Source organism: Parasutterella secunda (assembly GCF_024733725.1).
GTDB classification, from domain to species: Bacteria; Pseudomonadota; Gammaproteobacteria; order Burkholderiales; family Burkholderiaceae_F; genus Aphodousia; species Aphodousia faecalis.
The window spans coordinates 212,540-230,013 of record NZ_JANRHP010000001.1; the positions used below are offsets into that span (position 1 = coordinate 212,540).

Here is a 17,474-nt window from a genome sequence, read left to right on the forward strand (position 1 = left end):
TACTAAAAGCGTGCCGTAACACGTGGATGCTCTTTGCTGGACAGCACCACATAGCCCTTTTCGGTTCGCATCCGCACGCGTGCCCCTACCGGCAACGTGATCTTGACGGGCGAATGGCCGAAAGGCAATCCGTGCAAAATGGGCATGCCTGGCAAGCGTTCACGCAGATAGGCCAACACATCGGAGAAAAGGAAATCATTTTCCCTGGGATGCGCCGGATCAGCGTCACGGAAATCCCCAAAAAGAATCGCCTTTTGTTTAGCTAAAACACCGGCCATTTCCAATTGAGCCATGTGACGCTCAATTCGGTATGCGCGATCGTTGCAGTCTTCTAAAAAGAGAATTCCACCTTCAATATCGGGAAAATACGGTGTACCCAGCAAGGCAACAACCATCGAGAGATTTCCACCCCAAAGCGTCCCTTCAAAATCCAAATCAGGGGCTTCTTTACACGGAAAAGACGCGACCCATTCTTCATTAAAGAGCGCGGAGTGGAAACTTTTTTCAGTCAAAAATGCCGGCGTGTCGACAAAATCCGTACCATTGGGGCCTTGATAACTGACCTGACCTGTTTTGGTAAGGTAGGCAAGATTAAAAGCCGTAAAATCTGAATATCCGCAAAAAACGGGTGAATGCCTGGCAATAGCATCATAGTCAATCTTATCGAGTATGCGGGACAGACCATAGCCGCCGCGAATCGGCAAAATAAGGTCAATGTCTTTATTGCACGCCAAACTCATCAGCCCGTCTACACGTTCAGCGTCCGTTCCCGCAAATTGCTTCACATTCTTAAAAACCGTGTCGTGCAAAACGACATCGGCCCCCCGATCCGTGAAATACAACTTGGCAAGCGCCGGTGTAGAAATATCCATAACAGCGCGCGAAGGAGCGCAAAAACCCACACGGATCGGATAACTAGGCATGGCGTTTTTCCCCGAAAAATTCTGTTAATAGAGCCGCGGCCTCTTTGGCGCAAACACCGGAATCCACTTGCACACGGTGATTTAATTTTGCCGTTGTCTGTAAATCAAAGACGCCACCGTAAGCCCCCGTCTTTTCATCGCGCGCCCCAAAAACCACTCGAGAAATTCTGGCGTGGGCAATTAATCCTGCACACATTGCGCAAGGCTCCAGTGTCACATAAAGCGTGCAGCCTGACAAACGGTAGTTTTCCAAAGCTTGAGACGCCTGACGAATCGCAATAACTTCAGCGTGCGCGCTCGGGTCATTATCTTCAATAGAACGATTTCGACCCACGCCGATAATGGCGCCGTCTTTAACGATGACGCAACCCACCGGCACTTCACCGACCCGGGCGGCCTCACGGGCAAATTCAAGCGCCTCACGCATGAACTGTTGATCGTAGGGACTTGTCTGACGCTTTTTAGAATTAATCTCGCGGTTTCTTTGCTGAAGGGCTTTTTGCATCACGTTTCGCAACGTTTCCCTTCTCTCTTCTTCAAGAAGCACGGCGTCCTCAAGCTCGGCGCGTGTGTAGCGGTCACGGCTATTTTTTCGGTAACCGACCGTCGCCTCAAAAATCAGTCCCTTCTTTAGCGATTGCAAGAGAATGGATACCGGCGTCTCTCTCAACCAATCACCGGCCCCATCCAAGAATTCCTGAGCTTTGGTAAGAGCGGTTGAAGCTGAAATCAGATCATCCGGTAAATAAGTAAGAAAGGCCTCAAGCACAACGTGCAGATCCTCCGGATTATGACGTTCCAGAGAAGCCAGTGTGCTTCCTTTTCTAACGGTGAGTTCTACAAAACGCTTCACAGCCGATCTCCATATTGACTTGTGTATTTTAGCGATTTTCAGACCCAATACCTATTCAAGCCCACTACAATACAATGCAAAAGGAACCACCATGAAAAAAATCATTATTCTGATGCTAACTTCGCTCGGTCTGAGCTCAGTGTGCTGCGCCGGACAATATGGCGACGAACTGGGTCGATGCCTTGTTAAAAACGCCTCTGAGGCGGACACAAAAGTTCTCACTCAATGGGCTTTTGTCACTTTAGGACAAACAAAGGCAGCCCGGGAAATCGCTACGATCAGTCCGCAAGTGACCAGTCGGACAACCTCAAAAGCGCAAACGGTTGTATTGAGGCTTTTAGGCAAAGATTGTGCGAAAGAAGCCCTTAAAGCAACACTTTACGAAGGCAAGGACGGCATCGGCAACGGCATAAAGAGTGCCGTTACCCAACGAATGCAAGCTGAGCTACAAACGCAAACGGTTGATGCCATCATTGAAAAAATAACCTCAATTAAGACTCCATAATCTTTCTTCAACGGAGAAATCTTATGATTCGCGACGAATTTTATTGGTTAAGCCAAATGAATAAAGCCACTATTATTGCCAATAGTGCGGGCGGTCTATTGAAGCCGCAACTAGCGCATGTTGCCGCCAAAGCTCTGAAAGAAGTTATCGATAGTGGCAAAGATCCCGCCAACCGTGTTAAGCGCGTCATTGATTTTGAGCCCAAACTTATCGCCGCTGCGGGTACCTCCGAAGTAACAGAGATACATGTAGGCCGATCCAGCCAGGATATGCACTCGACTTTCCGTGTCGCGATTATGCGCGACGAAGTCCTCAGTGTGGCTAAGGGCCTGGAAAGTGTTATCGACGCGCTGCTCGAGCTTGCACGCAATCACCAGGACACCGTCATGCCCTCATACACCAATGGTGTGGCCGCCCAACCAACCAGTTTTGCCCACTATTTATTAGGGTTTATTGAAGGCTTTAAACGCGATCGTGTCCGTTTGACCCAATTTTTCAGCCGACTGAACTACTGTCCCATGGGTTCTTGTGTGCTCAATGGCACCGGCTGGCCCCTTAACCGTAAACTGATGGCTAAATTGTTGGGCTTTCATGCGCCGATTCGCAATGCTTTCGATGCCACGCAGATTGCCATGGTGGATTTACCGGTCGAATTTGCTCAGATCCAAGCCTCAATTGCGCTTCACATCGGCTCCATGATTGCCGACATCATGGTTCAATATGCCCAACCCCGTCCCTGGATTTTGCTCTCTGAGGGCAATGGCAACACGTATGTGTCATCGGCCATGCCGCAAAAACGTAATCCCGGATTGTTAATCAGTTGCCGGGGCAACGCAAGCGACGTTGTCAGTGAAGCCAATCTCGTTATCACCCGCGCTCACAACGTACCGTCCGGCATGATTGACGGCAAATCCGTCAAAGTGCACGCCGCCTTAGCTCAAGAAAGCGTCAAAACGATGGAACGTTTTGTCAAAATTCTCAAAGCGCTTGTTGTCAATAAAGAACGGGCCTTGGAAGAACTTTCACTAGATTGGACAGCAAGCCAAGAAATTGCCGATCGTCTGATGAGCGAATACGGCCTACCCTTTAGAGTCGGTCATCATGTCGCAAGCGGCATGGTCAGTTTCGCCCGTGCAAACGGCATTCTTCCTCTGACCTTCCCCTATAAAGAAATGCAGCGCATTTATGCCGAAACTGTTCAAAAGGAAATGCCGGGATTTGCAACCGAGTGCCCGATGAGTGAAGAGGAATTTAAAGCAAGCCTCGATCCGAGAGAAATTCTCAAGCGGCGCCGCACAGAAGGCAGCGCCAATCCTGAAGAAGTAAGCAGAATGCTTGCGGAATTAACGTCCGAGATGGCTATTTTGAAAGAACAGACAACGATGCTCGCCGCGGCCGTCGATCAATCCATGGCGGACTTGGACAGTCAGTTTGAACCTTTTTTACAGGAAGTAGAAACGAAGTAACTTACGGGTAACTAAAAGCCGCGGCGCCATTTAAATCGCCGCGGCTTTTTTATTGCTCTTTGATATTACTTAGCGAGCGTGCGATAGACACAACGGCTCATCAGTTCGAGCGCGTTGGCAAGCGTTTGTTCGTCGAAGTCGAAGTGGCTATTGTGGTGACCGGCACGAAGGGTGGAACCCACTTGAACATAGGTGCCCTTGCCGCCGGCGGCTTGAACAGTGCTCATGAAGTGAGAATAGTCTTCGGAAGCGCCGAAGTTTTGTTCTTCGATGACTTCCTTGAAGCAACCCATGTCACGGGCTTCTTCGGCCACAACCTTGGCGACTTCAAGGTCGGACTCACCGCTCTTGGTGCCACCCTTGATATCGATGGAATAACCGCAACCCCACATTTCGGCAGCGGCCTTGGCAATACGGCGGACTTCGCCGAACATGTATTCGTCCAAAGCCGAGGTGATGCCACGGGTTTCCAAAACCAACACAGCCTTCGGCGGAATCACGTTGCGGCCTTCACCGCCATTTAACTTACCGACGGTGATACGGGTATCACCCTTGCCGGAGCGCGGAATGGCGTGCATGTTAAGCAAAGCCGTGGCAGCCGACAACAACGCGTTCTTACCTTCTTCCGGAGCGTTACCGGCGTGAGCAGGCACACCGGTAAAGGTAATGTCCGCTTTGGTCGTAGCCAAGAAGTTCTTCGTACCGCAAATGACCTTGCCGATGTTATTGGCTTGGAAACCGATATGCATACCAAAGATTTCGTCTACGCCGACCACTGCACCGGCCTTTTCCATCGGCATGGCACCGCGAACGCCTTCTTCAGCAGGTTGGAAAATAAAGCGAATCTTGCCCTTGAACTGATCGCGCATGGAGGCGACAACTTCTGCCAAAGCCAAGCCGATAGCAACGTGGCCGTCGTGGCCGCAAGCATGCATAGCACCCTTGTTAACAGAGGCAAAACCTTCAACATTGGGACGATGGTCAGCGTCAGCGCATTCGGTCACATCGTTGCAGTCCATATCAAAACGAACGGCAAGGAAAGGACCTTCGCCGCCGAAGTCCATATCGGCCCAGAAACCGGTCATACCGCCTTCCATCTTAGCCACTAATTCAGGATCAGCGCCTTGGGCAATGGCACGTTCCATATGGGCCTTGAGCGCGTCGGCAGAGGGCACACCCATCATGGCTTCACGGCAGACTGCCTTTTCACCCATCGTAATGGTATAACCCAACTGCTGCATCTTCTTGATAGCCATAGAGGCCGTGCGGAATTCCGTCCAACCGGATTCCGGATGCTTATGCAGGTCACGGCGAACCTTAGCAAGATTGGGGATAAGTTCTTCAACTTTTTTCTTAAGATCTTGATTCATTTGTGCTCCTCTTTGGTCGCGTAAAAATGCGAACTACCAATTAACTATTTTAACTAAATTGACTTTTCACTTTAATAGAAAGCAATTGTAAAAAGCATCCTTTAACACGGTCCAAATCAGACAAAAACGACTAACATGGCTCAACCACTATCCTTTTAATGGAGCTTGTTATGAATAAATACTTCTGCGGTGTAGTCGCCTCTTGCGCAATCGCCTTTACCCAACAGGCGGTCGCTTGCACCGGCATCACCCTTCAATCACAAAACGGTGACCGCGTCACTGCCCGCTCCATTGAATGGGGCTCCTCGGTTTTATCGACCAACTTGGTTGTTGTCCCCCGCGGCCATGCCACTCAAACACAAACTGCCCAAGGGCCGTCTTTGAGTTATAAAAATACTTGGGGTTATGTCGGATTAAGTATCGAAGATAAAAATTTCGTTGTTGAAGGACTCAATGAAAAAGGACTCTCTGCCGGTCTCTTTTTCTTTCCCGGCTATGGACTTTATCCTGACTATGACAAAAAACAGCAGGACAAAACCATTTCCGATATGGAATTTGTTGCTTGGGTCTTAGGTAATTTTGACAGCGTGGCAAACGCTCGAAAAGGAATTTCAGATATACGTCTGTCCGAACGCTATAAGGGAGCCGGTACAGTCCACTACCGCATTGCGGATAAATCCGGCGCTCAGATTGTTGTTGAAATCGTCAACGGGGAAATGAAGATTTTCGATAACCCTCTGGGAGTGCTGACCAATTCACCGGGATTTGATTGGCAAATGACGAACTTAAATAATTACATCAACCTTAAAGCCGGAACGGTGGCACCGGTTGATTGGAACGGAACCGCTCTTCGCTCACCCGGCATCGGCAGCGGCTTACTCGGTCTGCCCGGTGATATCACCCCTCCCTCTCGTTTCGTCCGGGCTGCTTTCATGGTATCCACGGCTCCTAATCTGAAGAGCGCCGATGAAACTGTTTTATACAGCTTCAAAATTTTAAACGCCTTTGAAATTCCGATCGGTTTGGAAGAGGAAAATAAAGCCAACCCCATAGGACTGCTTTCTGCCACTCAGTGGAGCAGTGCAACCGATATGACCAACGGGGTGATTTATTACAAAACAATGAATAACGCCCGCATCCGAAGCGTCGACTTAAAAACGATTAACTTCGGACAGGTAACTTATCAAAGTCTCCCGATTGATAAAGTTAAAAGCGAGCCGATAGAAAAAGTAGTCATTCGCTAACCGAAATCACTACAAAAAAAAATTGAACCAGCAACAAATTCCGGCAGTCATCGCTGCCGGAATTTGTGCGAGTTAATCATTTTTTACTGCTTTGTCGGTTTTTTCTTGGGCAAAAATCCAATCAATAAATCCGCCCTTATTTCTCGAGCACACTATCACTTTTCCTTGACCGCGGAATTTCAACACAATCCCCTCACCGGTTATTTGACTATTGACCAATTTGCCGAAAAGACCGGAATGTGAAGTATTTAAACTCAATTCATAGTCAAGGGAAGCGTCCCAAGCTACCAGATGGCCATTATCCACAATTAAGGATTGTCCTTCCTTGACTTCAAGTTCGCGCACGGAACCGAAGCCTGAAACCGCAATCTGACCGCGACCGTCTGTGGCCATCACGAAAAAGCCCCCCGAGTCACCCAAAAACGCGCGTCCCAAACCCTGGGATTTAACCTCAAGTTCCACCTCTTCGGTGGCTGCCAAAAAGGCACCGTCAGAAACCATGTATTGACGTTCTCCGACATCCAAAATACGAATGTCACCAGGAATATTCGGAGCTAACAACACGCTCCCCGGTCCTTTTTCGGCTTCCACATATTGTTGGAAAAAGCTTTCATCATTTAAAAGCTTTCGAGCCAAAGACTTCATGATCCCGCCGCGGCTTCGTCCTTTAAGACTCAAATCGCCATCCATCGCCACCATTGCATTGGATTCAGCCAAAACTTTTTCGCCCTTCTCAAGCGTAACGCTTAAAAGTGGATCAACACTGCCGGTAATTTCAAAACGCATTTTTTTGTTCCACAAAAACTTAGACTTAACGAGCAGGTTTGGCCTCAAGCACTTCCAACTCTACCTCCCAATGATCCCGGTCAACTTCAGCCAAAATATCCATAAGGGCATCTTTCGACACGTGTGACCAATTCTTGTCATCATCGAGCTCAGTCACAATCGTGTTACCTTTTTCATCAGTAAACTCATACTTATCATGGCTGACCTGACGGGTAAATCGCCCGCGCAAAACAACCAACTGTTCGTCGTAACTATTTTGCTTGACCTCTTCAATAGATTTCAATGTAGTCAACGCAAAGCCTTGGGGCTGAGCCGATGGCGTTGCATTAAAGCCGCTAGGCGATTGTGCCAACACAGCCAATGGCATCGCCAAAGCACAAAGCGCAACTGCAACGACTGTTTTTTTCATAATTTCTCCGAAAACTTTTTTATCTTGCCCGCAAGTGTACCTGGTTAAACTTAGAGCAAACATAGAGAAAACTTAGCCGTTCCTAAGTCAGAGCAACCAAATGCAAAATCACTCACACCTTCGGTCTGACTCACCTACAATAAAAACTATGTGTGAGGTTCTGAAATGAGAATTTTATTGGTTGAAGACGATCCGATGATCGCGCAGGCCATTAAAGGCGCATTAGGCGACGAGATGTATACCGTCGAACAGGTCGCCAATGGTCGCGATGCCTTAATGATGCTCTCTGTCAATGAGTACGGCTTTTTGCTATTGGATCTGGGCTTACCCGGAGTAGACGGCATGACGGTGTTGCGCACACTGAGAGCTAATGCAGAAGGACAGAAGAAAAATATCCCGGTGATTATTCTCACTGCCAGAGACGGATTGGATGATCGACTGGAGGGACTGGATGCCGGAGCGGATGACTATCTGGTTAAGCCTTTCCATATGAGTGAGCTTCTTGCCCGAATCCGTGCCGTTTTAAGACGCAAAAACCAAACAACAGAAAATGCTTTAACAAACGGTCTGGTCACCGTCAATGTTTCTGAAAAAACCGCTACGGTGGCAGGCGACTCAACCCCCATTGTCTTATCAAGACGCGAATACGCGCTTTTGGCGGCTCTGCTGGCCAGGCCCGGCACAATCCTTTCCCGCAGACGCATTGAAGAGCGTATCTATGAGCCCGGAGAGGAACCGGAAAGCAACGCCGTCGAATATTTGATTCATTCATTGAGAAAAAAACTGGGACCAAGTGTTATTAAAAATGTCCGGGGATTGGGTTGGATGGTAGAGAAAGGATCCTCGCAATGAGTCCGGTTCAGAAAAAAAATTACGGTTTTGTCAAACGACTTTTAGTTTGGGCAGGCACAGCCGCCCTCATCATGAGCCTTGCGGCCGCGGCGTCTTTATTTACCCTGTCCTATAACGAGGCTTGTGATGAACAAGACGACTTATTGGAAGAAGTAACGGGTGTTTTGGCGCGATTGGATATTTCCAGCAAACATCCCAGCGCTTTGTGGATGGATGACGATGACTTTGAAGACTGGTTCACACTGGACGAAAATTCCCCTCAAGCCATCGCTCCAGCCGGTTCGACCGTGCTGGTCAGAACGCTTCATAAAGGCGGACAAACCATTCGCGCCGTCTTTGATCAGGATCTTTATGACGGCGCGCAAACGCTTTTTATTTCCGGCACAGAATACCGACTTTATCTTCGTACGCTTTCAGGCGGACAACATATCGCTGTTGCGCAGCGAATGAAGGAAATTGAAAAAATCGCCCGCCAAACAGCATTGGCGGCTTCTCTTCCGCTACTCGCTTTATCCTTAGCATTGTTTATTATTTTGGCCGGCGTTTTGTGGTATTCAATGAAACCCATTCACGCACTAGCCTCCAAAATCAACAACCGTCAACCCGATGACTTAACCCCAATCGACACACAGGGATTACCCACTGAGTTGCTACCGATGGTTGATGCATTCAATGGCGTTTTATTCCGAATTGATGAACTAAGACAAAGAGAATCCCGTTTTGTTGCCGATGCCGCTCACGAACTCAGATCCCCGCTGGCAGCCCTTTCACTTCAGGCCGAACGGCTGGAAAAAGCCACAATGAATGAGCCAGCTAAAAAGCAGCTTAAAGATTTACGAATTAGCATTGATCGCGCCACTCGATTGGTTTCGCAGCTTCTTTCGTTAAAACGAGCTCAAACACAATCTGTGAAAAATACCGAGAAAAAAACTGTTTTATCCGAAACGGTTGCAGCTGTCATTGAGCAAATATGGGCTGACGCTGAAAAGAAAAAAATTGAAATTGAAGTACTGGGTTTTGACGAATACGATCAGGACGGCACTCTTACCGTTGATGTTGCCGAGGACGACCTTTTCAGTATTTTGCGCAATCTAATCGAAAATGCCGTGAAGTATTGTCCGGAAGGCTCTACCGTCACCATTGAACTGCAGTCTCTCGTTCCTTTCAAGATGAATGTTCATGATAATGGGCCGGGAATTCCCAAAGAAGAACGTGAACGAGTGTTTGATCCTTTCTACCGGGTTCTAGGTACCGGCGAAACCGGTACGGGCTTGGGAATGGCTATTGTCAAAACATTGGCTGAACGCAATGGACTGCAAATTACACTCAATGATGCCTATCCTCTGGCTGAAAATGGTCAAAAAGGACTGATGGTGACACTGCAAACGAAGATTGTCTGCTCTTAGGCAAGAGGCGTATGCGTTTTATCGAGAGAGAGGTTGCAGAACGGGCCAAAAATCGAATGAAAATAGCCCAGTGACAATCTTCGCATGAGGGGCGGGAAAAATCCCGCCCTTTTTCGTCAGTTTATGACGGCCATGCGGACACGATTAACCACAGAATCAACACAAATCCATACACCAGTTTATGTACAACGAATTGCACATTGATGTTGAATTTTATTTCAACTCGTGGCATCATGTTGGCATGAGATGAGTTTTTTAAGTCTTTCATCTCTGCCTCCAACGCCCTGTGTTTCGACCCTCAGGGCGTTAGTTTTTCCGGTTTTGTTATCAACCGTTAGGAACTATTCCTAACGATGATTGACCGATACCGGGAAACGGTCAATCCCTCGCTTGAGCGCCTCCCCGCTTAAGCGGACGCAAGATTTTATCCTATTTCCCGCCAAAGTTTTCAACAAACTTGTCAATCATATCTGCCCAGGCCTGAAGCAGTTCTCTTCGGTGCTTAGCATATTCAGCTTTGTTATAGACAGCCCGAACACCCTTTTGCTCATGCGCTAAACACTTCTCAATAACATCACTATTGAACCCTGCTTCATGAAGTATCGTGCTCGCGGTTCGCCTTAAATCGTGTGGATTAAAGCGCCTTAAATCCCAGCCTTTTTCCTGAGCAACCGTCACACAACTCAAACAGGTTTTATTAAATGTTGAAGCGGCCAGAGGCTTATCCTCATCGTAACGACTTGGAAGAACATACTGAGATCCACCTCCCATATATTGAAGGCCTAAAAGGATATCCATTGCCTGCCGGGACAAATACACAATATGAGGGCGACGCATTTTCATACGCTCCTTGGGAATGGTCCAGGTCTTTTCTTCAAAATCGATTTCATCCCAAGTGGCCCCTTGCAGCTCCCCTTTTCGAACCATTGTCAATAAAAGAAGTTTCAGAGCATGCTTCATAACCGGCGTGACCGGCACCTGTTTCATACTGTGATACAAAGCACCGATTTCGGTGCCGGATAAGGCACGATCTCTCGCCTGAAAAGTATGAATACTGGAAGGCCTGATTCTGGCCGCAAGGTTTTCAACCTGAAGACCGCGATCTCTTGCAAAGTCATAAAGTTGTGCCAAGAGATTTCGAAATTCGATTGCTGTTGCCGGAGCTTGACGTTTGATATTAATCTCATCTATCACGGTCAAAATATCGGGAAACTGAATCTCTGACAAACCATAACGACCGAAACGAGGTAGGAGTTCATTGCGGATAACATACATCTTCCGATCGCGAGTACTTTTTGCCCACTTTACATGCTGCAGAAAACGGTCTACAAGAACCTGTACAGATTCTTCATTTCTTACGTGGTTCTTGATTCGTTATTTCTCAAGGGCAGGTGACAGTCCGGAATCTTTTAGCTTTTTTACTTCTATCAACTTTTCTCTTGCCTGCTGCAGTGTCACCTGTTTTTTCCACAATCCAAGTGTAACGGTTTCATTACGTCCGTTGATTTGATAGTTGTAGCAAAATGAGATGGATCCGGAAGGAAGGACAACGGCATAGAGACCATCACGGTCAGATACCTTGTATGCCTTTGACTTAGGTTTTAGGTTTTTTAGGTACGAATTGGTAAGCATTTCAGGGGTTCCAATTGAGTCGAGGTATCGAAATGTAGCTCGTTGACAAATTCCGATTTTATACCTCGACCCCTTATTTGATACCCTTTTAAATACCTCGATTTTTCTTTGCTAGGGGTTGCGAACTATTGCTAGAAATTTCTGTTGCATTTATGAAAAAAAGGATTGAAAATCAAGTAGTTGACTTCAATCCTTTTCTGCTCTTTTCAAGCTAGTTCAGGTGCTTGAATTATTCCCATTCAATCGTGGCAGGCGGCTTACCGCTGATATCGTAACAAACACGGTTAATACCGCGTACTTCATTGATGATACGATTGGAAACCTTACCCAATAACTCATAGGGCAAATGAGACCAACGGGCCGTCATGAAGTCGCTAGTCTCAACAGAGCGTAAGCTGACAACCCATTCGTAAGTACGACCGTCGCCCATTACACCCACACTCTTGACAGGAAGGAATACCACAAAGGCTTGACTGACCTTGTCATAAAAACCGGCATTACGAAGTTCTTCAATGAAAATCGCATCGGCTTCACGCAACAGATCGGCATATTCCTTCTTGACTTCACCCAAAATGCGGACACCCAAACCCGGTCCCGGGAAGGGGTGACGATAAACCATTTCAGCCGGCAAACCTAAAGCAACACCCAATTCGCGGACTTCATCCTTAAATAGACCGCGCAACGGTTCAAGCAACTTCAGATGTAACGTATCCGGCAAGCCGCCAACATTGTGGTGGCTCTTAATTGTTTTCGCTTTCTTTGTCTTGGCACCGGCCGATTCAATCACATCAGGATAAATCGTTCCTTGTGCAAGCCACTTGGCATTGGGCAGCTTGGCGGCTTCTTCTTGGAAAACTTCAACAAAAAGTCGGCCGATAATCTTGCGCTTTTGTTCAGGATCGGTAACACCGGCCAATTCACCCATAAAACGGTCAACGGCGTCAACCACAATGAGTTTTAAGCCCATGTTCTTTTCAAATGTTTCACGAACTTGTTCGCGTTCATTTTTACGCAACAAACCGTTATCAACGAACACACAGGTCAATTGCTTGCCGATGGCCTTGTGAATCAACGCAGCGGTCACGGAAGAGTCAACGCCACCGGAAAGACCCAAGATAACTTCTTCATCTCCGACTTGCGCACGAATTTGCTCAACAGCTTCCTTCACATAGTCACCCATGATCCAGGAAGGCTCTGCCTTACAGATATCGAGAACAAAACGGTTGAGGATTTGACGGCCTTGAAGCGTATGAGTTACTTCAGGATGGAATTGAACCGCATAATAGTGACGGGTTTCATCACACATACCGGCGATGGGGCAAGAAGGCGTTGAGCACATCACTTTAAAGCCTTCGGGCAACTGCGTGACTTTATCGCCGTGGCTCATCCACACCTTCATGATGGATTCGCCGGCTTCATTCTTTGTATCTTCGATGCCGTTGAGCAATTCGGAATTGTTGTGGTTTTTCACTTCGGCGTAGCCAAATTCACGCTTTCCGACATTTTCCACCTTACCGCCCAATTGCTGAGCCATGGTTTGCATGCCGTAGCAGATACCCAAAATAGGCACACCCGCGTTAAAAACCGCTTGGCTAATTCGATCCGTGCTTTCTTCATAAGCGCTCATATGAGAACCGGAAAGGATGATGCCTTTCGGATTGTATTCGCGAATGAAGCTTTCGGAGACGTCATTGGGATGCACTTCGCAGTAAACGTGAGCTTCGCGCACGCGACGGGCAATCAATTGCGTCACTTGAGAACCGAAGTCCAAAATAAGAATACGATCGTGAGTCATGGTCGTTTGTCGTAAAAATTAAAAAACAAAAATCATTAAGGCGCGAGTAAGTTTACAGATTAAACTCAACTCGCGCCTGTTTATTCATCAAAAATGGCTACCGAAACTTATTGTTCCTGACGGTAGTTCGGGGCTTCCTTCGTAATTCTTACGTCGTGGACGTGAGATTCACGCCAGCCGGCGGCCGTAATTTCAACGAATTCGGCACGTTGACGCATTTCTTCAACAGTGCGGCAACCGCAATAGCCCATCGAAGAGCGCAAACCGCCAATCATCTGGTAGACGATCTGAGAGAGCGGTCCCTTGTAGGGCACCATACCTTCGATACCTTCCGGAACAAACTTGCTGATATTGCCGGAATTGTTGTCTTGGAAGTAGCGGTCGGCGGAACCCTTTGTCATAGCGCCCAAGCTGCCCATGCCGCGGTAGCTCTTGAAAGAGCGGCCTTGGTAGAGAACGACTTCACCCGGAGCTTCATCTGTGCCGGCAAACATACCACCCATCATCACAGCGTAAGCGCCGGCGGCCAAAGCCTTGGCGATGTCGCCGGAGAAGCGGATGCCACCGTCGGCGATCAACGGAACGCCTGTGCCTTCCAAAGCTTGAGCAACGTCAGAGACGGCCGTGATTTGCGGGACGCCAACACCGGCCACAATACGTGTCGTACAAATAGAACCCGGTCCGATACCGACCTTGACACCGTCAGCACCGGCGTCAACCAATGCGCGGGCAGCTTCAGCGGTAGCAATGTTGCCACCGATAACTTGCAGTTGCGGGTAATTCTTCTTCACCCAAGCCACGCGATCCAAAACGCCCTGAGAGTGACCGTGAGCGGTATCAACCACAATCACGTCAACACCGGCTTCAAGCATCAATTCAATGCGTTCTTCCGTGCCCGCGCCGACACCAACAGCGGCACCGACAAGCAGACGACCGTGGGAGTCTTTGGCAGCATTCGGGTGTTCACCGGCCTTGATAATGTCTTTTACCGTCATCAAGCCCGTGAGGTTAAAGTCCTTATCGACCACGAGAACACGTTCGACACGATGTTGATGCATCAAGCGCTTGGCATCTTCGAGGCTGGCGCCTTCGCGAACTGTCACGAGACGATCGGCCGGCGTCATGATTTGGGACACCGGGATATCCATGCGCGTTTCAAAGCGAAGATCACGGGAAGTCACCATACCCAAGACACGCTTGTCATCGACAACCGGCAAACCGGAGATGTGACGTTCACGGCTCAAACGAATCACTTCACCGACTGTCATACCCGGAGTAACCGTAATCGGATCGGCCACCATACCGGCTTCATGACGCTTCACACGAGCCACTTCAGCTGCCTGCTGCTTCGGGCTCATATTTTTGTGAATAAAACCGATACCGCCTTCTTGAGCCAAAGCAATAGCCAAACCTGATTCCGTCACGGTATCCATAGCAGCGGAAACCATCGGAATGTTCAAGCTTAATTCGCGGGTGATTTTGGTGGTCAGAACGGTGTCACGGGGGAGAACTTCAGAGTGTGCCGGAACGAGCAACACATCATCAAAAGTCAGTGCCTTTTGTCTAATGCGCATGTTAACCTCAGTCGAAAAATGTAGAAAAAATTCGGCATCGCCATGGAGAATGGCGTAAAAAGATTAACGATGTATTTTAACTTATTTCTAGAGATTTTCGCAACTAAAATAGCGATATTTTCAATCAAAGCAGACGATGTTTTCCACCATTGCGGCCACGAATTAATACATTTTCGGGTTTTTGATTCTTTTCTTCACGCAACCGTCTGGCTGTCATGGGATCTACTGTCAGAGCAGGCAAAATCTCGATCCTATCGCCTTCTGAAATTTTTGTTTGCGGATCCTTCAGTACATTCCAAAGAGCTAATTTCTGGTTGTTGCCTACCGTCCAACCGGCCTCTTGGACGGCTTGCTGCAAAGTAGTGCCTTCGGGGAGCTCTAGCGTTTTTACAAAAACCTCATCACGATCAAGCCGAACGACAGTTACTTGCATTCTCAATCTCCAAAAACAAAAAACCTCGGCCGGCAACAAACCAAGCCGAGGTGCATTTTAACCAAAACGGTTATTGAATGAAGCTCACGTGCTTGTTGATTTCTTCAACAATCGGATTCTTCAGTTCATTAAAGTGTTTCTTATTTTGTTCAAAAAGGTTATTGCCGTGCGTATCAATGGAGACCACGAGCGGTCCGAATTCTTTCACTCGCATCACCCACATGGCTTCAGGCATACCCAATTCGGGCCATTGGCAGTCTTCCACTTCTTCAACGCACTCCGCAGCCACCACGGCGCAACCGCCGGGGAAAACGCAATGCAACGCTTTGGTTTCTTTGCAGCCGGCTGTTGTATTCGGTCCCATGCCGCCTTTGCCGACAATGAGTTTTGTACCGGTTTGCTCTAGGAACTGCTTTTGGAATTTTTCCATACGCATTGAGGTTGTCGGACCAATGGAGACGACATCAAACTTCGTCGGATCATCTTTGCGATGCACCATGATCGGACCGGCATGGAAAATCGCCTTACCTCTCAAATCCACAGGCAACTTGCGACCCAACTTCACCAAGCGCGTGTGAGCGGCATCGCGTGCCGTCACAAGGTAGCCAGTCAAATAAATCACATCACCGATTTTGATATCTTCCAAATCCTTGTCTTGGATCGGTGTTGTCAGAACTTTTTTGCTCATAATCTAACTCCCTTGTAAGACAAGAGTTCGTAGCTCATATCCGCATGAAGCTTAATGGCGGCGCGGCGGTGTGCCCAGCAACCCATCGAAATACCCACAGCCAAGCATGAAGGATGACGGGCGGCATCTTCAATGTTGACACCCATCACACTCTTGACACCGGTCAGGCCACCGGGTCCGACATTCAACTTATTGAGACCTTCTTCGAGCAAACGTTCCATTTCTGCTCCGCGAGGATTGGGATTATGAGAACCAACCGGACGCATCAAGGCTTTCTTGGACAAACGAGCAGCCACTTCAACGCTGCCGGCAATACCGACACCCACCAAAACCGGCGGGCACGCGTTGATGCCGCGCTCGACCATCGTATCGAAGATGTATTGCACAATGCCTTCATAACCTTCCACAGGCATCAAAACCTTAGCCGTTCCGGGAAGAGAACATCCGCCACCGGCCATGTAGGCATAAATCACGCACTCATCACTATCGGGTACGATATCCCAATCAATCCAAGGGATGCGGTGACCGGTATTGTTGCCGGAATTTTTTTCATCGAAAATTTGAACCGCGTTGTGGCGAAGAGGAGCCTGTACCGTTGCCCGGCGCGTAGCCTCCGCGAGCGCTTGCTGCATTTTTCCCAAAATCGGGAATCGATCACCGACTTCAATAAAGTACTGGATAACGCCCGTGTCCTGACACATCGGACGATCGAGTTCCTTGGCTAAAGCAATGTCTTTAAACATCGCGTCGTAAATAATCTTGGCCATATCCGTCGTTTGTTCGGCACGCAATTCTTCAAGCTTTGCTTGGACATCATCGGGAAGATGTTTGCCAAAATAAGCCGTGAAGTCTGCCATCACGTCGGTGAACTTTTTAACGAGTTCAGCTTGATTTTCCATGATGTTCTTCTTTCCTAAAATTGACGAAAATTCGCGTCCCCAAGACGCCATTTTGAATGTTAAAAAAAGCAAGTTACCAGCGTCAACAGCATTTCGTGTAAAGCCAAATGACACTCTGATTTTCCTCAAAATGTAAGGCCTTGGTAGAATGTGTCCCTGTTTGAACATTCAGGAAGTACGAATACCGTGGCCAATATCGTCAACCGTAAGGCTCTTTTTGATTACTACATAGAAGAAAAGCACGAAGCAGGCCTCGTGCTCGAAGGATGGGAGGTTAAATCCATCCGTGAGGGGCGTGCGCAAATCAAAGAGGCCCATGTCATTATCCGCGGTGGGGAATTGTTTCTCTTAAACGCCCACATAACTCCACTGAAGACGGCCAGCACACACACTAAACCGGATCCTACCCGCTTGAGAAAATTATTGATGCATTCCCGTGAAATCAATAAATTGATCGGTAAGGTAGAGCGGGCAGGTTACGCTCTCATTCCTCTGGATATGCACTTTACGCGCGGACGGGTGAAGCTGACTGTCGCGCTAGCTAAAGGCAAACGTCAGTATGAAAAACGTGCTGATGAAAGCAAAAAACAATGGGATCGCGATCGGGAACGTCTAATGAAAAAAGCTTCAAGGTAAGCG

General features: G+C 48.2%; 18 protein-coding genes. 6 read left to right on the forward strand and 12 right to left on the reverse strand.

Annotation, left to right across the window (positions count from 1 at the left end):
* Positions 1-2 precede the first annotated feature (2 nt).
* Both NW199_RS00965 and tadA read right to left on the reverse strand, forming a co-directional pair.
* Positions 3-923 (reverse strand): S66 peptidase family protein, encoded by a 921-nt coding sequence (locus NW199_RS00965; protein ID WP_258333329.1) that lies wholly within the window; start codon positions 921-923, stop codon positions 3-5.
* Positions 916-1,776 (reverse strand): tRNA adenosine(34) deaminase TadA, encoded by an 861-nt coding sequence (tadA, locus tag NW199_RS00970; protein ID WP_258333330.1) that lies wholly within the window; start codon positions 1,774-1,776, stop codon positions 916-918. Before tadA ends, NW199_RS00965 begins: the two co-directional genes overlap by 8 nt.
* A gap of 91 nt (positions 1,777-1,867) precedes the next feature.
* Between tadA and NW199_RS00975 the strand changes: the two genes are divergently transcribed.
* Together NW199_RS00975 and NW199_RS00980 are read left to right on the forward strand one after the other, a co-directional pair.
* Complete coding sequence (locus tag NW199_RS00975) at positions 1,868-2,281, forward strand: hypothetical protein (protein ID WP_258333331.1); 414 nt, start codon at positions 1,868-1,870, stop codon at positions 2,279-2,281.
* Between the two features lie 23 nt (positions 2,282-2,304).
* Entirely contained in the window at positions 2,305-3,747 is a 1,443-nt protein-coding gene (locus NW199_RS00980) for a lyase family protein (RefSeq protein WP_258333332.1), read from the forward strand.
* Positions 3,748-3,812: 65 nt separating this feature from the next.
* Here the strand turns inward: NW199_RS00980 and NW199_RS00985 are convergent, their stop codons facing one another.
* Positions 3,813-5,117, reverse strand: a complete 1,305-nt coding sequence (locus NW199_RS00985) for an amidohydrolase (protein ID WP_249091820.1) — start codon at positions 5,115-5,117, stop codon at positions 3,813-3,815.
* Positions 5,118-5,287: 170 nt separating this feature from the next.
* On the opposite strand from NW199_RS00985, the gene NW199_RS00990 reads away from it, so the two are divergent.
* Positions 5,288-6,361: a linear amide C-N hydrolase gene (locus NW199_RS00990; protein ID WP_258333333.1), complete on the forward strand. Its 1,074-nt coding sequence runs from the start codon at positions 5,288-5,290 to the stop codon at positions 6,359-6,361.
* Positions 6,362-6,433: 72 nt separating this feature from the next.
* Here the strand turns inward: NW199_RS00990 and NW199_RS00995 are convergent, their stop codons facing one another.
* Together NW199_RS00995 and NW199_RS01000 are read right to left on the reverse strand one after the other, a co-directional pair.
* Positions 6,434-7,147 carry a TIGR00266 family protein gene (locus NW199_RS00995; RefSeq protein WP_249091822.1) on the reverse strand — a complete coding sequence of 238 codons (714 nt, stop codon included), beginning with the start codon at positions 7,145-7,147 and terminating at the stop codon, positions 6,434-6,436.
* Between the two features lie 25 nt (positions 7,148-7,172).
* Positions 7,173-7,556 carry a YgiW/YdeI family stress tolerance OB fold protein gene (locus NW199_RS01000; protein ID WP_258333334.1) on the reverse strand — a complete coding sequence of 128 codons (384 nt, stop codon included), beginning with the start codon at positions 7,554-7,556 and terminating at the stop codon, positions 7,173-7,175.
* Positions 7,557-7,721: 165 nt separating this feature from the next.
* Here NW199_RS01000 and NW199_RS01005 point away from each other — a divergent pair, with 165 nt between their 5' ends.
* Entirely contained in the window at positions 7,722-8,408 is a 687-nt protein-coding gene (locus NW199_RS01005; protein ID WP_249091824.1) for a response regulator, read from the forward strand.
* Positions 8,405-9,814: an ATP-binding protein gene (locus NW199_RS01010; protein WP_258333335.1), complete on the forward strand. Its 1,410-nt coding sequence runs from the start codon at positions 8,405-8,407 to the stop codon at positions 9,812-9,814. The genes NW199_RS01005 and NW199_RS01010 overlap by 4 nt, the downstream gene beginning before the upstream one ends.
* A gap of 429 nt (positions 9,815-10,243) precedes the next feature.
* On the opposite strand, the gene NW199_RS01015 is transcribed toward NW199_RS01010, so the two are convergent.
* From NW199_RS01015 to ttdA, 7 genes are all read right to left on the reverse strand, one after another.
* Entirely contained in the window at positions 10,244-11,185 is a 942-nt protein-coding gene (locus NW199_RS01015) for a tyrosine-type recombinase/integrase (protein ID WP_444964437.1), read from the reverse strand.
* Positions 11,186-11,188: 3 nt separating this feature from the next.
* On the reverse strand, positions 11,189-11,446 hold the full coding sequence (locus tag NW199_RS08830) for an Arm DNA-binding domain-containing protein (RefSeq protein ID WP_258333337.1): 258 nt from the start codon (positions 11,444-11,446) through the stop codon (positions 11,189-11,191).
* Positions 11,447-11,675: 229 nt separating this feature from the next.
* Complete coding sequence (gene guaA, locus NW199_RS01025) at positions 11,676-13,241, reverse strand: glutamine-hydrolyzing GMP synthase (RefSeq protein ID WP_258333338.1); 1,566 nt, start codon at positions 13,239-13,241, stop codon at positions 11,676-11,678.
* 107 nt (positions 13,242-13,348) lie between these two features.
* A complete protein-coding gene (guaB, locus tag NW199_RS01030) occupies positions 13,349-14,815 on the reverse strand; it encodes an IMP dehydrogenase (RefSeq protein WP_022472619.1) in 1,467 nt (488 codons plus the stop codon).
* 124 nt (positions 14,816-14,939) lie between these two features.
* Complete coding sequence (locus NW199_RS01035) at positions 14,940-15,248, reverse strand: RnfH family protein (RefSeq protein ID WP_258333339.1); 309 nt, start codon at positions 15,246-15,248, stop codon at positions 14,940-14,942.
* A gap of 70 nt (positions 15,249-15,318) precedes the next feature.
* Entirely contained in the window at positions 15,319-15,936 is a 618-nt protein-coding gene (gene ttdB, locus NW199_RS01040) for a L(+)-tartrate dehydratase subunit beta (RefSeq protein WP_258333340.1), read from the reverse strand.
* On the reverse strand, positions 15,933-16,835 hold the full coding sequence (gene ttdA / locus NW199_RS01045) for a L(+)-tartrate dehydratase subunit alpha (RefSeq protein ID WP_258333341.1): 903 nt from the start codon (positions 16,833-16,835) through the stop codon (positions 15,933-15,935). The genes ttdB and ttdA overlap by 4 nt, the downstream gene beginning before the upstream one ends.
* A 186-nt stretch (positions 16,836-17,021) precedes the next feature.
* Between ttdA and smpB the strand changes: the two genes are divergently transcribed.
* Entirely contained in the window at positions 17,022-17,471 is a 450-nt protein-coding gene (gene smpB / locus NW199_RS01050; RefSeq protein WP_022472191.1) for an SsrA-binding protein SmpB, read from the forward strand.
* The last annotated feature ends 3 nt before the right edge of the window (positions 17,472-17,474 follow it).

Coding starts and splice junctions, on each gene's coding strand:
- NW199_RS00965 (WP_258333329.1), bottom strand. CDS start 923: ATGCCTAGTTATCCGATCCGTGTGGGTTTTTGCGCTCCTTCGCGCGCT.
- NW199_RS00975 (WP_258333331.1), top strand. CDS start 1,868: ATGAAAAAAATCATTATTCTGATGCTAACTTCGCTCGGTCTGAGCTCA.
- NW199_RS00980 (WP_258333332.1), top strand. CDS start 2,305: ATGATTCGCGACGAATTTTATTGGTTAAGCCAAATGAATAAAGCCACT.
- NW199_RS00985 (WP_249091820.1), bottom strand. CDS start 5,117: ATGAATCAAGATCTTAAGAAAAAAGTTGAAGAACTTATCCCCAATCTT.
- NW199_RS00990 (WP_258333333.1), top strand. CDS start 5,288: ATGAATAAATACTTCTGCGGTGTAGTCGCCTCTTGCGCAATCGCCTTT.
- NW199_RS00995 (WP_249091822.1), bottom strand. CDS start 7,147: ATGCGTTTTGAAATTACCGGCAGTGTTGATCCACTTTTAAGCGTTACG.
- NW199_RS01000 (WP_258333334.1), bottom strand. CDS start 7,556: ATGAAAAAAACAGTCGTTGCAGTTGCGCTTTGTGCTTTGGCGATGCCA.
- NW199_RS01005 (WP_249091824.1), top strand. CDS start 7,722: ATGAGAATTTTATTGGTTGAAGACGATCCGATGATCGCGCAGGCCATT.
- NW199_RS01010 (WP_258333335.1), top strand. CDS start 8,405: ATGAGTCCGGTTCAGAAAAAAAATTACGGTTTTGTCAAACGACTTTTA.
- NW199_RS08830 (WP_258333337.1), bottom strand. CDS start 11,446: ATGCTTACCAATTCGTACCTAAAAAACCTAAAACCTAAGTCAAAGGCA.
- guaA (WP_258333338.1), bottom strand. CDS start 13,241: ATGACTCACGATCGTATTCTTATTTTGGACTTCGGTTCTCAAGTGACG.
- guaB (WP_022472619.1), bottom strand. CDS start 14,815: ATGCGCATTAGACAAAAGGCACTGACTTTTGATGATGTGTTGCTCGTT.
- NW199_RS01035 (WP_258333339.1), bottom strand. CDS start 15,248: ATGCAAGTAACTGTCGTTCGGCTTGATCGTGATGAGGTTTTTGTAAAA.
- ttdB (WP_258333340.1), bottom strand. CDS start 15,936: ATGAGCAAAAAAGTTCTGACAACACCGATCCAAGACAAGGATTTGGAA.
- ttdA (WP_258333341.1), bottom strand. CDS start 16,835: ATGGAAAATCAAGCTGAACTCGTTAAAAAGTTCACCGACGTGATGGCA.